This window comes from Lentzea flava (assembly GCF_014648475.1).
Lineage (GTDB): Bacteria > Actinomycetota > Actinomycetes > Mycobacteriales > Pseudonocardiaceae > Lentzea > Lentzea flava.
Genome location: NZ_BMRE01000010.1, coordinates 1 through 17,802, shown reverse-complemented (window position 1 = coordinate 17,802; position 17,802 = coordinate 1). Strand labels below are relative to the sequence as shown.

General features: G+C 68.1%; 16 protein-coding genes. 10 read left to right on the top strand and 6 right to left on the bottom strand.

Annotated elements, in window-relative coordinates; all coding sequences use genetic code 11:
- Positions 1 to 4: 4 nt before the first annotated feature.
- Both IEZ09_RS14495 and IEZ09_RS14490 read right to left on the bottom strand, forming a co-directional pair.
- A complete protein-coding gene (locus IEZ09_RS14495) occupies positions 5 to 1,165 on the bottom strand; it encodes an NAD(P)/FAD-dependent oxidoreductase (RefSeq protein WP_229812555.1) in 1,161 nt (386 codons plus the stop codon).
- Positions 1,146 to 2,630 carry an aldehyde dehydrogenase family protein gene (locus IEZ09_RS14490; RefSeq protein WP_189254197.1) on the bottom strand — a complete coding sequence of 495 codons (1,485 nt, stop codon included), beginning with the start codon at positions 2,628 to 2,630 and terminating at the stop codon, positions 1,146 to 1,148. Before IEZ09_RS14490 ends, IEZ09_RS14495 begins: the two co-directional genes overlap by 20 nt.
- Positions 2,631 to 2,711: 81 nt before the next feature.
- On the opposite strand from IEZ09_RS14490, the gene IEZ09_RS14485 reads away from it, so the two are divergent.
- Entirely contained in the window at positions 2,712 to 3,629 is a 918-nt protein-coding gene (locus IEZ09_RS14485) for a LysR family transcriptional regulator (protein WP_189254196.1), read from the top strand.
- A 12-nt stretch (positions 3,630 to 3,641) separates the two neighbouring features.
- Here IEZ09_RS14485 and IEZ09_RS14480 read toward each other — a convergent pair whose 3' ends face one another.
- From IEZ09_RS14480 to IEZ09_RS14470, 3 genes are read right to left on the bottom strand one after another with little or no spacing between them, the layout of a single operon-like run.
- Positions 3,642 to 4,127: a DinB family protein gene (locus IEZ09_RS14480; protein ID WP_229812554.1), complete on the bottom strand. Its 486-nt coding sequence runs from the start codon at positions 4,125 to 4,127 to the stop codon at positions 3,642 to 3,644.
- A 19-nt stretch (positions 4,128 to 4,146) separates the two neighbouring features.
- On the bottom strand, positions 4,147 to 5,526 hold the full coding sequence (locus IEZ09_RS14475; RefSeq protein ID WP_189254195.1) for an ArnT family glycosyltransferase: 1,380 nt from the start codon (positions 5,524 to 5,526) through the stop codon (positions 4,147 to 4,149).
- 28 nt (positions 5,527 to 5,554) lie between these two features.
- A complete protein-coding gene (locus IEZ09_RS14470; protein WP_189254194.1) occupies positions 5,555 to 7,141 on the bottom strand; it encodes a thiamine pyrophosphate-binding protein in 1,587 nt (528 codons plus the stop codon).
- Positions 7,142 to 7,733: 592 nt separating this feature from the next.
- On the opposite strand from IEZ09_RS14470, the gene IEZ09_RS14465 reads away from it, so the two are divergent.
- From IEZ09_RS14465 to IEZ09_RS14450, 4 genes are all read left to right on the top strand, one after another.
- Positions 7,734 to 8,090 (top strand): PLDc N-terminal domain-containing protein, encoded by a 357-nt coding sequence (locus IEZ09_RS14465; RefSeq protein ID WP_189254193.1) that lies wholly within the window; start codon positions 7,734 to 7,736, stop codon positions 8,088 to 8,090.
- Positions 8,087 to 8,689, top strand: coding sequence for a signal protein (locus IEZ09_RS14460; RefSeq protein WP_189254192.1), 603 nt, complete (start codon positions 8,087 to 8,089; stop codon positions 8,687 to 8,689). The genes IEZ09_RS14465 and IEZ09_RS14460 overlap by 4 nt, the downstream gene beginning before the upstream one ends.
- Positions 8,690 to 8,889: 200 nt before the next feature.
- Complete coding sequence (locus IEZ09_RS14455) at positions 8,890 to 9,708, top strand: hypothetical protein (RefSeq protein ID WP_189254191.1); 819 nt, start codon at positions 8,890 to 8,892, stop codon at positions 9,706 to 9,708.
- Between the two features lie 42 nt (positions 9,709 to 9,750).
- Positions 9,751 to 10,362, top strand: a complete 612-nt coding sequence (locus IEZ09_RS14450; protein ID WP_189254190.1) for an ANTAR domain-containing response regulator — start codon at positions 9,751 to 9,753, stop codon at positions 10,360 to 10,362.
- Here IEZ09_RS14450 and IEZ09_RS14445 read toward each other — a convergent pair.
- Positions 10,343 to 11,761 (bottom strand): hypothetical protein, encoded by a 1,419-nt coding sequence (locus IEZ09_RS14445; protein ID WP_189254189.1) that lies wholly within the window; start codon positions 11,759 to 11,761, stop codon positions 10,343 to 10,345. The genes IEZ09_RS14450 and IEZ09_RS14445 overlap by 20 nt on opposite strands.
- A 444-nt stretch (positions 11,762 to 12,205) precedes the next feature.
- On the opposite strand from IEZ09_RS14445, the gene IEZ09_RS14440 reads away from it, so the two are divergent.
- The 5 genes from IEZ09_RS14440 (at position 12,206) to IEZ09_RS14420 (ending at position 17,699) form a co-directional block, all read left to right on the top strand.
- A complete protein-coding gene (locus IEZ09_RS14440) occupies positions 12,206 to 13,432 on the top strand; it encodes a branched-chain amino acid ABC transporter substrate-binding protein (protein ID WP_229812553.1) in 1,227 nt (408 codons plus the stop codon).
- Between the two features lie 76 nt (positions 13,433 to 13,508).
- The gene (locus tag IEZ09_RS14435) at positions 13,509 to 14,423 is read left to right on the top strand and encodes a branched-chain amino acid ABC transporter permease (RefSeq protein ID WP_189254188.1); all 915 of its coding nucleotides are present in this window, start codon (positions 13,509 to 13,511) and stop codon (positions 14,421 to 14,423) included.
- Positions 14,420 to 16,168, top strand: a complete 1,749-nt coding sequence (locus IEZ09_RS14430; protein WP_189254187.1) for a branched-chain amino acid ABC transporter permease — start codon at positions 14,420 to 14,422, stop codon at positions 16,166 to 16,168. The genes IEZ09_RS14435 and IEZ09_RS14430 overlap by 4 nt, the downstream gene beginning before the upstream one ends.
- Positions 16,165 to 16,986 carry an ABC transporter ATP-binding protein gene (locus IEZ09_RS14425; RefSeq protein ID WP_229812552.1) on the top strand — a complete coding sequence of 274 codons (822 nt, stop codon included), beginning with the start codon at positions 16,165 to 16,167 and terminating at the stop codon, positions 16,984 to 16,986. The genes IEZ09_RS14430 and IEZ09_RS14425 overlap by 4 nt, the downstream gene beginning before the upstream one ends.
- Complete coding sequence (locus IEZ09_RS14420) at positions 16,983 to 17,699, top strand: ABC transporter ATP-binding protein (protein WP_189254186.1); 717 nt, start codon at positions 16,983 to 16,985, stop codon at positions 17,697 to 17,699. The genes IEZ09_RS14425 and IEZ09_RS14420 overlap by 4 nt, the downstream gene beginning before the upstream one ends.
- Positions 17,700 to 17,802: the final 103 nt, after the last annotated feature.

Genomic DNA, 17,802 nt, shown 5'->3' with positions numbered 1-17,802 from the left:
TCCCTCACACGCAGTTGAGTTCCGGCCGCGCCCGGTCGGCGGCGAACCGGGAGGCGTCCAAACTGGACACGTCGACGAAGGGCTCGCGGCCGAGCACGAGGTCGCGCACGACCTCGCCGACCGCGGGGCCCTGCAGGAAACCGTGTCCGGAGAATCCCGTGGCGTAGAAGAAACGTCCGGCTGAGCCGATCAGCGCGTTGTGGTCGGGCGTCACCTCGTACAGCCCGGCCCACCCGTTGCGCACGCCCACGTCGAGCAGTCGCGGTGCGCGCCGTTCGATCGCCTCGGTGAGGCGCGGCAGCCACGCGTCGGACATGTCCAGCTTGAAGCCCGGCGTCTCGTCCGGGTCGGACATGCCGAACAGCAGCCCGCGGCCCTCGCGGTGGAAGTAGAAGGTGCTGGCGAAGTCGATGGTGAAGGGCGTCACCCGATCGTGTAGCTCTGGCATGGGCTCGGTGAACATGATCTGCCGTCGCAGAGGGGAAACCGGCAGGTCAACGCCCACCATCTCGCCGATCGAGCGCGACCACGCGCCCGCTGCGCAGACCACATTCCCCGTCGAAACCTCGCCGCGGTCGGTCTGCACGCGAAAAGTGTCGGACCCCGTCCCTACGATCGATCTCACGGTGGTTCTGGTGTGGAAACGGACACCGAGCCGGCGGGCCGCGGTGGCGTAACCGAGGACAACGGACTCAGGCGTGCAGTGTCCGTCGTCCGGCGAGTAGGTCGCCGCGAGCAGGCCGTCCGTTTCGATCAACGGCGACATCCGTCGTGCTTCCTCGACAGTCAGCATCCGACTGCGCACGCCGAGGGAGTTCTGGAGGTCGACGTTGCGCTCGAACGCCGTGACGTGTTCGGCAGAAGAAAGGAGGAACAGGTAGCCGACCTGGTGCAGATCGATCTCCTGCCCGGGCCGCTGCGGAAAGCGCTGGAACGCTTCGAGTGATCGGGCGCCGAGCCTGATGTTCAGTTCGTCGGAGAACTGGGCGCGCACTCCACCCGCTGCCTTGCAGGTGGAGCCGGACCCCAGCTCATCCCGCTCCACGACGACGACGTCCCGGACGCCTGCCTCGGCGAGGTGAAAGGCAACGGATGTGCCGATCACCCCGCCGCCGATGACGACGACCTCGGCCTGAGAAGGCAGCTCAGCCGAGTCGGAAGTCAAGGTTCGCCTCGATCGCGAGCGTGTCCATCTGCGCCTTCTGCAGCTTCCCCGAGTAGTCCCAGTTCATGGACTGCCAGCGGGTGAACTGGTCGAGCACCCACACGCCCGACTGCCGGGAGCCGTTGCCGCTCTTGCCGTTTCCGCCGAACGGCAGGTGCGCTTCGGCCCCGGACGTCGAGTTGTTGACGCTCACCATGCCGGCGGAGATGCCGGCGCGGAACCGGAAGGCCTTGTTCGGGTCCGTGGTGTAGATCGAGCACGACAGGCCGTAGCCCGGCTTGTTGCCGAGCTCGATCGCCTCGTCCAGGTCCGAGTACTTCATGACGCCGACGATCGGTCCGAACGTCTCCTGGAGGAACAGTTCGTCGTCGGCACGCACACCGGAAACGATTGCGGGGTGGTAGAAGAAGCCGTTCTCACCAGTGAAGCCGTTGCGGGGGCTGGCAGCCGTGATGCGGCCGGTCGGGCCGTGCACCGTGTGGTGCTCGCCGATCCAGCCGAGGTACTTCTCGTACGCCAGTGCGAACTTCTCGTCCAGCAACGGTCCATAGAGGACATCGCCAGTCGGGTCGCCCACGGTGGCGGCGGACACGGCCTCGACGAACCGGGACAGGAACTCGTCGTACACCGACTCGTGCACGATCGCCGTGCCGAGCGAGGTGCACCGCTGGCCCGCGGAGCCGAAGCCGGCGAACAGCGCCCCCTGCACGGCCAGGTCCAGATCGGCGTCCTCGGTGACGACCATCGGGTTCTTGCCGCCCAGCTCCAGGCACGGCGTCTGGAGGTGGCGTCCGCAGAGCTCGCCGATCCGCACACCGACCTCGCTGGAGCCGGTGAAGCCGACCTTGTCGACCAGACCTCGCTGCAGCGCCTGCTCCAGGCCGTTGAACGTCTCCGACCCCTCGGCGAAGACGATCTCGAACACGCCGTCGGGGAGGCCCGCGGCCTGGAACACGTCGTAGAAGGCCTGGGCGGACGCGGCGGAGTACTCGGCGGGCTTCCACACGACCGAGTTGCCGCACAGCAGCGCGGGCACGATGTACCAGGACGGCACGGCGACGGGGAAGTTGCCGGCGGTGATGATGGCCGCGACGCCGACCGGGTTGCGGAAGGTGAAGAGCTGCTTGTCGGTCATCTCCGACGGCACGGTGTGCCCGTAGAGGCGCCGGCCCTCGCCGAGGAAGAAGTTGCAGGTGTCCACGATCTCCTGCACCTCGCCGCGTGCCTCCGCGATCGGCTTGCCGATCTCGCGGGTCACCAGCTGGGCGAGTGGCTCGAAGTTCGCCTCGACGAGCCGGCCGATGTTGCCGATGACCTGCCCACGCACGGGCGCGGGCACACGCGCCCACGCGCGCTGTGCCGCCTTCGCCCGCTCTGCTGCGTCGACGAAGGTGCGGCTGGTCCCGAGCTCGATCTCGGTGACCACGTCGGAGGTGTTCGACGGGTTCGTGGAGACATAGGGCATGCCCCCACCCTGGTAGTTGCCCGGTCGTTCCGCCAGGGGTTGCAGAATGAAACCTCGCGACGTCGAGCATAAGCTGTCCTGGTGCTCAACCCGGTCCATCTCCGCACGCTCGTCGAGGTCGTGAAGACGGGGTCGTTCGCCGAGGCGGCTCGCCGTCTCGGCTACACGTCGTCGGCCGTCTCGCAGCAGATCTCGGCGTTCGAACGTGCCGTCGGCGTGACGCTCTTCGAACGCGAGGCGCACTCGATCAGGCCTGCCAGCGCGGCCCTGCTGATCGCTGACCGCGGTGGCGAGCTGCTCGCCGCGTTCGACGGGTTCGAGCACGAGGTCAAGGCGATGGTGCAGGGCCTGCGCGGGCGCCTGCGCATCGGCACGTTCCCCACGGCCAGCTCGAGGCTCGTGCCGAAGGCGCTGGCCAAGCTCTCCGCCGACCTGCCCGACGCCGAGATCCGCCTCGACGAGGCCGAGCCGGAGGACGTGCTGCCGCTCGTGCTGACCGGTGAGCTGGACCTCGCGCTGGTGTACGCCTACGACCTCGTCCCGCAGACCTGGCCGGACGAACTCACGGTGCTGCCGTTGCTGGACGAGGCACTCCTGGTGATGGTTCCGGTCGATCACCCGGCGGCGAAGAACAACGTCAAGATCGAAGATCTCAAAGACGAGCGCTGGATCGCCTCGCGTGACGGCACGTCCGGTGCCACCTGTCTCACCCGGCTGTGCGCGGCGTCGGGTTTCACCCCGAGAATCGCCTTCCGGAGCAACGACTACGAGGTCGTCCAGTCGCTCGTGGCGGCCGGTGTCGGCGTCGCGTTGGTGCCCGCGCTCGGCTACAAGGCGATACCGGGTACGCACGCGATGCCGTTGCGCCACAAGCCGTTGCGCAGGCACGTGCACGTGGTGCACCGCACCGCGAACACGAACCCGTTGCTGCGCGACGCGGTCAACGCTCTGCAGGAGGTGTGCCAGAACGCCGTGGGTGGCTACATAAGTCAGCCATGACGGCGAAGTGAGCTATTCGCCGGTCTGCCCGTCCGCGAGCTCGCGCAGCAGATCCAGATGGCCGACGTGCCGCGCGGTCTCCTGCGCCACGTGGGCGAGGATCCAGCGCACGGTGTAGCTCTCGTCCGCCGCGCTGTCGTCGGGATCGCGGTGCTTCAACGCCTCGGCGTTGGCCCACTCGGCGCGGTAGGCCTCGATCAACGACTCAGGCGTGTCGTCGTCGGTGAGGTCCCACGACGGGTCCGGGTCTCCCTTCCACAACGACGGCAGGTCCAGCCCGGCGCCCGCGATGCACAGCCAGTAGCGCTCCACCGCGACGAGATGCTTGAGCACGCCGAGCGCGGTCAGCTTCGGCGACGTCGGAATCGGCGCCGCCGCGGCCAGGTCGCGGGTCAGCCCGTCGACCTTCATCACTGCGGTCTTGCGGAGGAAGTCGAGGAACTCCCAGGCGAGTACGCGTTCGTCGGTAGCGCGGTTCGCGGGCCAGGTTCGGGTCACCGGGCGATTCTGTCAGCCCTCAGTAGTAGTGGCGCAGCTTCGGCCAGATGTCGTCCCATGGTTCCGCGGGTGCCGTGCACGCCCACATCTCCGTGCCGTCTTCTTCGTTTTCCACGACGTTGTGGTGCTGGGCAACGCGCTTGCAGCCCGTGAACAACGGATTGTTGAACCCGACCAGGAGCACCTTCTTGCTGGTGGTCGCAGGAGGTCCCCAGTCGTAGTAGGACATGTGTCCGGAGTAGACGTGAATCCGGGTGTAGGTCTCGATCGCGCCGGCCTGGCCGTAGTTGCTGGTGATCACGACGGGTCGGTCGTTCTCCTGCCACGCGTGCTGGACCGTGGCGGCGAACTCGCGCCAGCCGATCTGCTCGCCCTGTTCGGGGTTGATCGCGAGGACGGGGCCGAGCGCGCTGGGCGGCAGGACCGGCAGTGATCCGATCACCGCGGGCACCACGCTCAGCACCGCCAGCACACCGCCGATCACCTTGCGGCGCAACAACCATTCCTGGGCCTGACGCGCGCCCGCGGCCACCAGCACCAACAGCAGCGGGATGGCGTAGTAGGGCTTGCCGCCGGTGATGAGCGCCAGCACGCAGAGGATCGGGTAGGCCACCGCGAGCGAACGGAACGTCCTGTCGCGCCACAGGTTCCGGAAACCGATCACCCACACCGGCAACAGGAACGGCGACAGCATAAGGATCTGCATGGGAACGAACATGATGCGGTTCTCGGCGCCGTCGTCCTCGCTGATGCCGCGCGCGACGGTGAGCAGGGGGAAGTCGTGCAGCACCTGCCACGCGACGACCGGGGCGGCGATCACCGCGCACACCGCCAGTCCGGCCGGCAGCCACCAGGTGCGGAACACCTCCCGCGGGCCGGTGACGAGCAACGCGATCGCCAGCGCGGCCACCAGCAGGAGCACCAGCCACTTGTTGGCGAGCCCGACCCCCGCGGTCGCGCCGAGCGCGAGCCACCAGCGTCCGTCGCGCGTCTTCAGCAGCCTGACCGCGAAGTACCCGAAGAGCACCCAGATCAACAGGTCGACGGTGGCCGTGGACACCATGTGGCTCACCGCGAGCACGAACGTCGACGTCGCCGACGCCGCGGCGGCGAACACCGCGCCACCGCCCAGTTCCTTCGCGATCAGCGCGACCACGACCGTGATGGCGAGCGCGAGCAGCGTGGCGATCACCCGAAGCCCGACCGGCGTCTCGCCGAAGATCTCCGTGCTGACGCGGGCGAGGATCGGTGTGATCGGCGGCTGGTCCACATAACCCCAGTCGGGCCGCTTCCCCGCCGCGATGAAGTACAGCTCGTCGCGGTGGAACCCGTACCGTCCCGACAACGCGGTCAGCACCACTGCCTGCACAGCGAGCACGATCCCCAGCCCACGTCTCATGGGCGGACGGTACCCAGCAGGTGTGTGATCAAGTGGCGGTTTTGCGGTACCAGCGAGGCGAGGTGTTGACCGGTGGCCGCAAGCTCGCGTTGACCACGATCATGGTGGGTCCCACCGCGGAGGCCAGCGCCTCCTTCAACCCGTCGAAGCCGTCGAGCGTGACAGCGGGAACGCCGAAGCTCTCCGCCAGCTTCGCGAAGTCGGGCCTCGTGAGATCCACCCCGCTGATGGCGTGACCGGCGATCTGCTGGTCGTACCGCAGCATCCCGTACCCGCCGTCGTCAACGAGCACGATCGTCAGCGGCAGGTTCTCCTGCCGCAACGTCGCCAGGTCTCCGCACGCGAACAGGAATCCGCCGTCGCCGACCACCGCGATCGTCCGGCCCTGCACCGCGGCCCCGATCGCCGCCGGGAAGCCGAACCCGAGCGTTCCCCATCCGACGGGGTACGCCAGCCCGCGCGGCCTGGTGACGTGGTGGAAACCGCCGATCCAGTAGCCGGGGATGCACATGTCCGCGACGATCGTGGCCGTCTCACCCTCGAGCGCCTGCAACAGCCGCACTGCCTCGGGCGAGTCCGCCTCGGCCAACGCCCGCACCTCGGCGTTGACCGCCTCGACGTCGACGACGGCTTCCTTGCCGGTCACGCCGGCCGCGAGTGCGGCGGTGACGGCGGCCGCGTCGCCTTCCATCGTGACGTCCGCCGGGTAGTTCTTGTTCGCCTCGGCCTTGTCGATGTTGATCGCGAGCAACGCGGGTGGCCTGGGCTGCAACCAGTTCTGCGTCATCATGCCGTCGAAGTCGGTGCCGATCGCGATGACGAGATCGGCCTCGTCCCACATCCTCCCGACCGGCGGTGCGTGGACGGGTCCCTTCACGACGTACCGGCTGTCCGTCAGCCCCCGAGCCCCGTACGTGGTGACGATCGGCGCACCGAGCTTGTCCGCCAACGCCCCGACCGCGGCACCCGCCCCCGACCGCGCCGCGCCGCCGCCCGCCCAGATCAACGGCCGCTCCGCCGAAGCGATGAGCCCCAGAGCCTCGGTGAGGTCGGGAACGAGGTGGGGCTGCTCGACCTTCGCCGGCGTGTGGTGCGGCACCTCGGCGGACAGGAAATCCGTTGGCACACCGAGATAAACCGGTCCGTGCGGGCTCCGCGTGGCCGCCTGAACCGCCTTGTCGGTGCACGCGCCCAGCTCGGGCGCGCTCGGTACGTCGAACGCGGCCTTGGTGACCGGTCCGAACATGGCCTTCTGGTCCCGCGTCTCGTGCAGCACACCCCGGTACACCCCTGGCTGCCGCAGCGTCGACGGGATGTCCGTCGCGATGACGAGCACGGGACTGCCCGACGCCCACGCCTCACCGGTCGCCCCGAGCGTGTTCGCCGCACCCGGCCCGGTGGTCACGACCGCCACGCCCAGCTTGCCCGTCGCCCTTGCGTAGCCGTCGGCCGCGTAGACCGCCGTCTGCTCGTGCCGTACACCGATCATGCGGATGCCCTTGTGCTTCTCGAGCGCCTCCCAGATGGCGAGGTTGTGCACACCGGGCAGGCCGAACACGACCTCGACCTCGTGCGCGGCCAGCACTTCCAGCAAGCTCTCGGCACCCTTGGGCATGCGGCCGACGCTAAGGCCTGCTTATCGCTGCGGCAACGGGCGTGCAGCAGGTCTGGTGCTCAGCGTCAGAACACGTCGCCGCGGTCGTTTGTTCGGCCGGGCGGACAAGTTGCGAATTCCGCAACCCGGTGCGGATACCGGTTCTGCACACGAGACAACGAGCCCGAGGTGTGGTGCCGGAGTGTGCGGGAAAGCGCGCGCGGAATCGACCTGAACGGAATCCGGGCGAGGCTCCGCGGCGTTCGAGAAATTCGGCCGCGCAGGCGTATCGCTTCACCCTGGAGAGTGATTTCGTTGCCCAGGTCGGACCACCGCGCTGGACCTGTCGGCCGAGCGGGTGTCCGGTCGCCGGGTGTGCTGTGCTGGGGGTTTCCAGGTGGCCTGTGCGCCAGGCCCGACCAGGTCGGATGGTGTAGACCACGTCCGTCTCAAATGGTGGAAATGCGGCCTGGCCGACGCGAAGTCGCGGGTTTTGTTTCGGCGATGTTCACCACTGCCGGAATGGGGCGGGGTTGATTGAGGAACCAACCATGTTCACGGAGTGGCCCCTTGTGCCACCATGTGCGCGACCGCACGACCTGGGGGGTTGGAGATGTTGTACTTCGGTGGGCTGTTCGGAGTGGTGACGTTGCTGCTGACGATCTTCGCTGTCGTGGATGTCATCACGACCGACGAAGGTTCAGTTCGCAATCTGCCGAAGATCCTCTGGCTTCTCCTGGTCCTGCTGTTCCCGTTGGTGGGTTCGATCGCGTGGCTCGTGGCCGGCCGTCCGGTGGTGGGGACCGGGCGTGCGCGGCTCGGGGCGTACGAGCGCGATGCCGCCGATTTTCCCGAGTACAACCGGCCGGGGCGGTTCGCGGCCACCAATCCTGACGACGACGAGGAGTTCCTGCGCCGCTGCCGTGAGCGCGCGGAGGAACAACGACGCAAGGGACGCGAGAACCAGTGAGGAAAGTCCTGCTGTTCTTAGTTGTTCTGCTCGCCGGTTGCGGCGGCAACGCGCAGATGGCAGCCCCACAGACAGCACCGCAGACGTCCACATCGGACAAGCTGACGCCCGGTGAGTTCCAGGCGCGCTGGTGGACGTGGGCTTCCCAGCCCGCCAACAGCAACCCCGTGTCCGACACCTCCGGCCGGTTCTGCATGCGCGACCAGCCCGTCGAGGTCTGGCTGCTCGCCGGGTCGCTCGGTGAGGGACCGGTCGAACGGCAGTGCCGGGTGCCTGCCTCCAAGCCGTTGCTCGCGCCCGCCGTGAACCTCGCGAGTGACGTCGCCGAGTGCGAGAGGTTCATGAAGGGCGCCCAGGGCGAGGTGCTGCTGGACGGCTCCACCCAGGCGTTGACGAGGGTGTCCGCGACGCCCTTCACCTACGAGGCGCGCGCGGGCAACCCGTTCGGCACCCAGGCGGGCAGGATCAACTCGGTCGGCTGCGGCCTGTACGCGTGGATCAACCCGCCCGCGTCCGGCGAGCACGAGCTGATCATCCGCGGCTCGGCCGGCGGCAAAGAGGTCGACGTGAAGTACAAGCTGATCGTGGGCGCCGACTAGAAAACCGGGTGCGCCGGTCCGGTAACGTGGTGGGTGGCGTCCGAGCAGACGTGAGGCTGGAGCCGCTCCCCGGCAGTGAGCGGCGAACTCCGCCGCAGTGTTCAGCAACTCCTGCTCACCGAAGCGAACCGACCACGTAGACGCGTGACACATGCGTCCTTGTCGTGCCGAGCCGGGCGGCGGAAACGAGGACTGCTGTCATGGCACGTCTGTCCATCACGGACCAGCTCGCCGATCTGCGGCGCACCTACACGGGCGAGAACCTCTCCCAGGCGGTGCCCGCCGTGCGCGACGGCGAGCTGCTGCCCGACGCGACCACCGAGGCCCAGCGGCAGCTGGAGGCCAAGGTGCTGCTCGCGGGATGCACCGCGGCCAGCACGCTCCAGCTGATGCCGCCGGCGAGCATCCTCCGGCCCACGCACGCGTTCCGGGCGGTGGAGCCGGGGGAGACCCTGCGGCTGCACCTCGATGACCGCGCTCTGGGGCCGCTGCTGTTCGAGCTGCTGCCGCGGACCGAGGCCGGTTACGGCATGGGCGTCGCGGGTCTGACGCACCGGCAGTACCGGCGGTCGGCCGAACTGGCCACTCCGGACGCGGCAGTCGTGCTCGCCGGTGTGGACGAGCGGGCCTGGGACCTCGGCATGCGGTACGTGCGCTGGATGCACGAGTTCCGCGGTGTCGAGTACACCGACGGCGGCGGCAATGATGAGGAGATCGCCGAAGCGGCCACTGGGAGCGCTCTCCTGCGCCGGGTACACCTGTGGCATGACGCGAGTTGGTTGCGAGCACTTCCCATGGGCGCGGGGTGGTTCGTCGAGTGGCCGGGCGGACCGGCCGAGGACGAGATCAGGGCGAAGCTCGCCCACCCGCAGTTCGGTACGACGTGCGACATCACGCTGCGCCGCACCGAACCTCCCGCTCAGGACGTCGACTCGGCCATGCGGACCTACCCGTGGCCGGAGGAGTTCGTGTCTGCCGTCACGGCTGGTGAGCCTGATCAGGGGCCTGCACGCCGGTAGACTGCGCTTTCGCCCGCAGGAACGATCGTCAGGAGGACCCCGGTGACCCAGCAGGCTGCCGAGGCCCAGTCCGAAGCCACGCGCAAGGCCCCTCGCGTACTGGTCGCCGAGGACGAGGCGCTGATCCGTCTCGACCTCGTCGAGATGCTGCGCGAAGAGGGCTACGAGGTGGCGGGTGAGGCCGCTGATGGTGAAGAGGCCATCAAGCTCGCGACCGAGCTCAACCCCGACCTGGTGATCCTGGACGTCAAGATGCCCAAGGTCGACGGGATCGAGGCGGCGCAGCACATCGCGGGCCACCGGATCGCGCCGGTCGTGATCCTCACCGCGTTCAGCCAGCGCGACCTGGTCGAACGGGCGAGGGACGCCGGTGCGATGGCCTACCTGGTCAAGCCGTTCGCGAAGCGGGACCTCGTGCCCGCGATCGAGCTCGCGATGAGCCGGTTCAGCGAGCTCGCCGCCCTCGAGCAGGAGGTCGCCGGACTGACCGAGCGCCTCGAGACGCGCAAGGTCGTGGAACGGGCCAAGGGCATTCTCATGACCAAGCAGGGTCTGAGCGAGCCGGAGGCGTTCCGGTGGGTGCAGCGCACCGCCATGGACCGCCGCACCACGATGAAGGCCGTCGCCGAGGCCGTCATCGAGAACTTCGGCTGAGTTCGAGCCACACGGAGTCCGTCTGCGCGTCCGGGTTCTCGGGCCGCAGGCGGACTTCGACGGTGTGGTTGCCCTTCAGCGAGAGCTGGAGCTCGTGCCGGCCCCCGATCCCGCCCGGCATGGGCATGGTCGCGATGCGACCGCTGTCGAGATAGACCTCGAAGCCCGCTATCGGCGCCACTGATCGCGCGGTGGTGGCGTCGAGCGTGACCACCAGTGTCGCCTCGGCCGGGGTCACGGCGACGAACTCGGCGGTCATCACGGGCAGAACCGGCGCCGGCTCGTCGAGCACGTTCGGCAGCTTCTCCTGCGACTCACCCGGCACCTCCAGGTAGCTCTCCAGCACCTGGGCCTGCGACGCGCCGGGCATGCGCAGCACGAACGGCGTCAGCGAGTCAGGTCCCTCCCCGCCCAGCAACGACGCCGGCAGGTCCCCGGCGACGGTCAGCTCGCTGTCCTGCGCTCCGGACCAGCCGCTCACCACCGGTCGCAGCGGCACCCGCTCCGAGCCGAGCTGGGCGACCAGGCCGTTCACGTCGCCGCCGTCGCCCAGTCGCACCGTGGCCCGCAGTCGCGCTGATGCAGCTCCACGCAACGGTGCGCGCGCCACGCCGATGCCCGGCGCCTCCTCGTTGGGCTCCAGCACGCGCAACGTTCCCGCCACGAGCGGTGTCTCGGTCACGGCAGTCGACGGCGGCACTGACGCGCTCAGGCCGACCGTGTCGAGCTCCACCCGGCCCGGATAGCTGGGCGGAGGAGTGAGGCCGATCAGCACGCTCGCCTCGCGCCACCGCGGTACGGCGGGTGAGGTCGCGATTTGCGTGCCGTCCTGCAGAACGCGCACGCCCGATCGTGTCAGCACCACTTCGAATCGATGCAGAACGCCCGCACCGCGGGTACGAGGTGCGACGGAGTCGTCCACCACAACGCGAATCGCATCTGCGGGAGGGATGGGTCCGACCCGGTCGGGAGTTCCTGGCACGAGGTCGAGCACGAGCTTTCCCCGTGGCCCGGCGGCGTCCGTCACCACGGCCACCCGGCCGAGTTCGTCCGAGTCGGTCAGCTGCAGCAGCGACCGTGCGCGCAAGACGGCCGTGTCGTTCCCGCAGGGCATGTCGATCACCAGCCGGCCGTTCGACCCGGAGCCGGGGTTCACGCAGCCGGGCCGGCCGCTCAGGTGGTAGCGCCGTTGCAGGAACGTGTCGTCGAAATCGTCCATCCACCCGCTGACGGCCCGGCGCCACGTGTCGTCACGAGGGCGTTCCTCGGCTCGGGCGGGTAGGGAGCGCTGGCCGAACGCGTCCACGGCCCGCACGTCGGCACGCCCGGACCCGCTGGTCTCTGGCGACGCCACAAGCCGGCCGGACACCTCGTACCCGGACGCGCCGTCCACGGGCATCCATTGGAGTCTGCCGTCACTGCTCCAGACGGAGGACGGCGCGTGAGGTGCTGCCGGTTGGGCCGGTAACGTGACGGACTCCGCCGCGTAACGTGTCAGTCGAACCGGCTCTGAGCTGGGCTTCTTGGCCGCGTCATCGGTCTGGCGCAGTGCCAGGACCGCTGCGACGAGGACGGCGGCCACACCTAGCGAAGCGATCACCCGATGACGCGGAGTCATACGTCCACGCTATGACAGGCGTCCAAAGAGTGAACGAAGGTTACGCTATGTAAGATCCCTTAAGGAAAACATAACGCCGCGTTGCGTTATGGTCACGAGCCCATTGGCGTTGATGACTGGGGTCACAGTCATCGCCTAGGTTCCGGCCATCCCTCAGGAGAGGGTCGTGGAGCGGTGCGCGGAGAACTCGCGTCGCCGGGAGCAGGGATAGAGGAGGGACATCACGTGCGTAAGCACTCTGTGAAGTCCGCAGCGATTGTCGGCGCAGCGCTGCTTGTTCTTGCAGCCTGTGGCTCGAACAAGGATGAGGCAGGCGGCAACAACGGGGGCAGCTGCGACACGTCGAAGGGCACTCTGACCGTCGGTGTTGTCGCCCCGCTGTCCGGGAACCTGTCCGCTCTCGGCATCGGCATCAAGCAGTCCGCCGAGCTCGCGGTGGAAGAGGCCAACAAGAAGTGCACGGTCAAGGGCTACAAGTTGACCGTGTCGGCCCAGGACGACGAGGCCAACCCCGCCAAGGGTGCCCAGGCCGCCACCAAGCTGTCGACCGACCCGAACGTCGTCGGCGTCGTCGGCACGCTGAACTCGTCGGTCGCCCAGACGGTCCAGCCGATCCTGCGGGACAAGAAGATCCCCCAGGTGTCGCCCGCGAACACCAACCCGACGCTCACCAGGGGCAACGACTTCCTGACCGCCCCGAAGCGCCAGTTCGACAACTACTTCCGCGTCTGCACCACCGACGACCTGCAGGGCCCGTACGCGGCCAACTACCTCGTCGAGAAGGCCGGCAAGAAGAACATCGCCATCATCACCGACGGCAAGACCTACGGTGAGGGCCTCGCCGCCGAGCTGTCGAAGCAGGTCGCCAAGAAGGGCGGCAAGATCGTCGGCTCCGAGAAGGTCGGCGAGAAGGACACCGACTTCTCCGGCGTCATCTCCAAGATCAAGGCGCTGAACCCGGAAGCCGTCTACTACGGCGGTGAGTACCCGGTCGCCGGCCCGCTGTCGAAGCAGATGGCGAGCGCGGGTCTGAACGTTCCGCTGATGGGCGGCGACGGCATCTTCGACCCGAAGTTCATCGAGCTCGGCGGCAAGGAAGGCGACCTCGCCACCTCCGTCGGCGCCCCGACCGAGTCCCTGGCCACCGCCAAGGCCTTCGTCGACGCGTACAAGGCGAAGTTCGGCAAGGAGGACTACGCCGCGTACGGTGCGTTCTCCTACGACGCCGCGAACGCGATCATCGGTGCCCTGGCCGCCACCCTCTCCAGCGGTGACTGGTCCGACGCCAAGCGCGACGACATGCTGACCAACGTCGGCAAGTACAGCGGCTCCGGCGCCACCGGTGAGGTCAAGTTCGACCAGTACGGCGACAGCACGAACAAGGTGCTGACCGTGTACCAGGTCACCTCTGGCAAGTGGAAGGACGTTCAGACCGGGACGTTCTCCGGCTGACGACTACTGATCACTGATTGAAGCTACGGCGGGGGCGGGCGTTGTTTGCTCGCCCCCGCCGTCTACGGAGGTAGTCGTGTCAGTCCTGCTTCAACAGCTGGCCAACGGGGTCGTGCAGGGTGCGTTGATCGCCCTGATCGCCCTCGGGTACACCATGGTGTACGGCATCATCCAGCTGATCAACTTCGCCCACGGCGAGGTTTTCATGGTGTCCTCGTACGGAGGACTCGCCACGTTCACGCTTCTTCCTGACGACCTCAAGAAGTCGCCTGCCGTGGCTCTGCCGCTCATGTTCGTCGGCGGCATCGTCATCGCGGTCATCGTCGCCGTGATCATGGAACGGTTCGCCTACCGGCCGCTGCGCAACGCACCCCGGCTCGCGCCGCTCATCACGGCGCTCGGCGTGTCCGTGTTCCTGCAGGAAGCCGTGCGCGTCTGGTACCCGAACGCGAAGTCGAACCTGCCGTACCCGAAGGTCTTCCCCGAAGGAAGCCTCACGCTCGGCACGATCAACGTCCCGTGGACCGGCGTGCTGCTCGTGGTGCTCTCGGTGGGTCTGTCGGTCATCCTGCAGACCTACGTCAACAAGTCGCGGATGGGCCGGGCGATGCGCGCTACCGCGCAGGACCCCGACACCGCGAAGCTCATGGGCGTCAACCCCGACCGCGTGATCGTCCTGACGTTCGTCTTCGGTGCCGTGCTCGCCGGCGTCGCGGGCATCATGTTCGGCGGGTACCTGAACAACATCAACATCGACATGGGCTTCCAGAACGGCATCTTCGCCTTCACGGCGGCCGTCCTGGGCGGCGTCGGCAGCATCCGCGGTGCGGTCATCGGCGCGTTCATCATCGGTCTGATCAAGACCCTGGCCGGTCAGTACATGCCGGGCGGCACCCAGTACGACTACGTGTGGATCTTCGTCGTGCTGATCCTCGTGCTCGTCTTCCGCCCGCAGGGTCTGTTCGGTGAGCCGGAAAGGGTGCGCGCATGAGCACGAGCACTGTGTCCACTCCCGCTGCCGCCCCGCCCGTGGAGCAGCGTTCCGCCCTCGCACCGCTGGGCAAGCCGTTCGCGGCCGTCGGTGGCGTCCTCGGCATCGTCGCGGCTCTCCTGCCGTGGGTCACGTTCGGCCTCAAGGACGGCAACTGGCCGGACAAGTCCACGCTGCAGTTCTTCGACGCGCCGTTCGCCGTCACCGGCTTCCGCTGGCACGTCCTGCTGCTCGGTGTGCTCATCCTGGTCGCGGCCTTCGCGCCGGTCCCGTCCAAGGGCCGCGTCGTGCGGGCTCTCGGCTGGGGTCTTGCCGTCGTGTCGTTCATCAACGGCGCGTACATCACGGTCAAGGGCGGTGGCCTCGGTGCCATCACGGCCCTCGACGGCGACGTCGCGTTCGGCAGCATCGTGGGCCTCGTCGGCGGTGTGCTGGCGATCCTCGCCGGCTACGGCATCGGCATCGAGCTGCCCGGCCAGTGGAAGGTCAAGCTCTCCACGCCGGTCGCGTACCTGGTGCTGCTGGTGTCGTTCGCGGCGGTGCTGTACGCCGTCGCCGCGATGCTCACCACCGGCGGTGTCGGCACGTCCAACCCGTACGCGGGCGCGATCTTCCTGTCGTTCCTCGGGTTCGCCGGTGGTGTGCTCGCCGCCCTGAGCGGTGTCGGGTTCATCCGCTGGCTCTCGGTCCTGTCCGAGGAACACCGCGTGTTCAGCGTGATCGTGCTGGCGGCGTGCGCGCTGCTGCTGCCGTTCACCGAGGCGGGCAACGAGTACTGGATGACCGTCGCGGCGAACATCGGCATCTACGCCGCCACCGCGATCGGCCTGAACATCGTCGTCGGTCTCGCGGGTCTGCTCGACCTCGGGTACGTGGCGTTCATGGGTATCGGCGCGCTCGTCGCGGCGAACTTCTCCGGTGCCGCCACCGCGCACTTCGGCATCACCCTGCCGTTCCCGGTCGCGGCGGTGATCGCGGGCGTCGTGGCCGGCATCTTCGGCGCGATCGTCGGTTCGCCGACGCTGCGGGTTCGCGGTGACTACCTGGCCATCGTGACGCTGGCGTTCGGTGAGATCTTCACCAGGTCCGCGCAGAACGACATCGGTGGCATCACCAACGGCTCGAACGCGATCCCCGGCATCCCGCCGCTGTCGCTGTTCGGCGCGGAGTTCAACAAGTCGTTCTCGATCGGCGCGGTGAAGCTGCCCGCCGGCGTCCTCTACTACATCCTCATCGTGCTGCTCGTGGCGGCGACGATGGCGGTGTTCGCGAACCTCAAGTTCAGCCGCATCGGCCGGGCCTGGATCGCGATCCGCGAGGACGAGGACGCTGCCCGCGCGATGGGCATCCAGACCGGCAAGAAGAAGATCCTCGCGTTCCTCATCGGCGCCACGCTCGCGGGTCTCGCGGGTGCGGTGTTCGCGCACAAGAACGGCACGGTGTCGTACGAGTCGTTCAAGTTCATGGAGTCGGTCACGCTGCTCGCGGCGGTCATCCTCGGCGGCATGGGCTCGATCCCCGGCGCCGTCCTCGGTGCCGCGCTGCTGTTCGTGCTGCCCGAGAAGCTGCGCGAGTTCGAGGAGTACCGCCTGATGATCTTCGGCCTCGCGCTGATCGTCATCATGCGGTTCCGTCCGCAGGGTCTGATCCCCGACCGGCACCGGCGAGCCGAGCTGGCTGACGAGGACGTTGGTGGTGTGCCGGTGGACGAGGTCCACGAGGTGCCGAAGGAGGCGAAGGCGTGAGCACGCCGGTGTTGGAAGCGCGCGACGTCTCGATGGTCTTCGGTGGCCTCAAGGCGTTGAAGGGCGTCACCCTGACGCTCGACGAAGGCAAGATCGTCGGCCTGATCGGCCCCAACGGCGCGGGGAAGACGACGTTCTTCAACTGCCTCACGGGCCTGTACCAGCCGACCACGGGCCAGGTGCTGCTGAAGGGCAAGGAGCTGCCCGGCGACCCGGCGCACGTGACGAAGGCGGGCGTGGCGCGGACGTTCCAGAACATCCGCCTGTTCCCCAGCATGACCGTGCTCGAGAACGTGCTCGTCGGCAGGCACTCGCGGATGAAGCAGGGCCCGCTGGCCTCGCTGTTCCACGGCCCCGCCTACCAGCGCGGTGAGCGGGCGGCCCGTGAGCGGTCGCGGGAGCTGCTCGCGTTCGTCGGCCTGAACAACCTCGACGACGAGCTGTCGCGCAACCTCCCGTACGGCGACCAGCGCCGTCTCGAGATCGCGCGCGCGTTGGCGACGGACCCGGCGGTGCTGCTGCTGGACGAGCCCACCGCGGGCATGAACCCGCAGGAGACGGAAGCGACGCAGCAGCTGATCTTCCGCATCCGCGAGACGGGCGTGTCCGTCGTCGTCATCGAGCACGACATCAAGTTCATCTTCGGGCTGTGCGACTCGGTTTCCGTGCTCGTGCAGGGCGAGCTGCTCGTCGAAGGCAGCCCCGAAACCGTGCGGGCGGACCCGCGGGTCGTCGAGGCCTACCTCGGCAAGCCGCCGGAGGAAGTCCAGCACGACGTCGAGGCCGCCGCTGCTTCTGCTGAGGAGGAGCAGGCATGACCGCGCTGCTCGAAGTCCGCAACCTCTCGGTCTCCTACGGCGCGATCGAGGCCGTCCGCGACATCTCGTTCACCGTCGAGGCCGGCCAGATCGTGTCGCTCATCGGCTCGAACGGTGCGGGCAAGACCACGACCCTGCGCACCATCTCGGGTCTGCTGCGGCCGTCGTCCGGCGAGATCCTGTTCCAGGGCAAGCCGATCCACAACGACCCGGCGCACGCGATCCTCGGCGAGGGCATCGCCCACTGCCCCGAGGGCAGGCGGCTCTTCCCGCGGATGACCGTGGAGGAGAACCTCCAGCTCGGCGCCTACGTCCGCAAGGACGACGGCGTGCAGGCCGACATGGACCGGGTCTACGAGCTGTTCCCCGTCCTGGGGGAGCGGCGGCACAACAAGGCCGGGCTCTTCTCCGGTGGTGAGCAGCAGATGCTCGCCATCGGACGCGCCATGATGTCCAAGCCCCGCCTGCTGATGCTCGACGAGCCCTCGATGGGTCTCTCGCCGATCATGACGCAGCGGATCTTCGACACCATCAAGGAACTGCAGTCGCTCGGCACCACCATTCTCCTGGTGGAGCAGAACGCTCTGGCGGCTCTGGCGTTGTCGGACTACGGCTACGTGATCGACCTCGGTCGCACCACCCTGTCGGACACGGGTCAGGCGCTGCTGGCTGACCAGCGCGTGCGTGACGCGTACCTGGGTGAGGCGCACTAGCCTCCTGTTTGATCGATGAAGGGCTCCTTCATCCACCTGACGTGTGAACTGGTCCCGGAAAGTTGGACTGGCTAAGTAAAGGTTAGGCCGCGAGGGTCTGGGC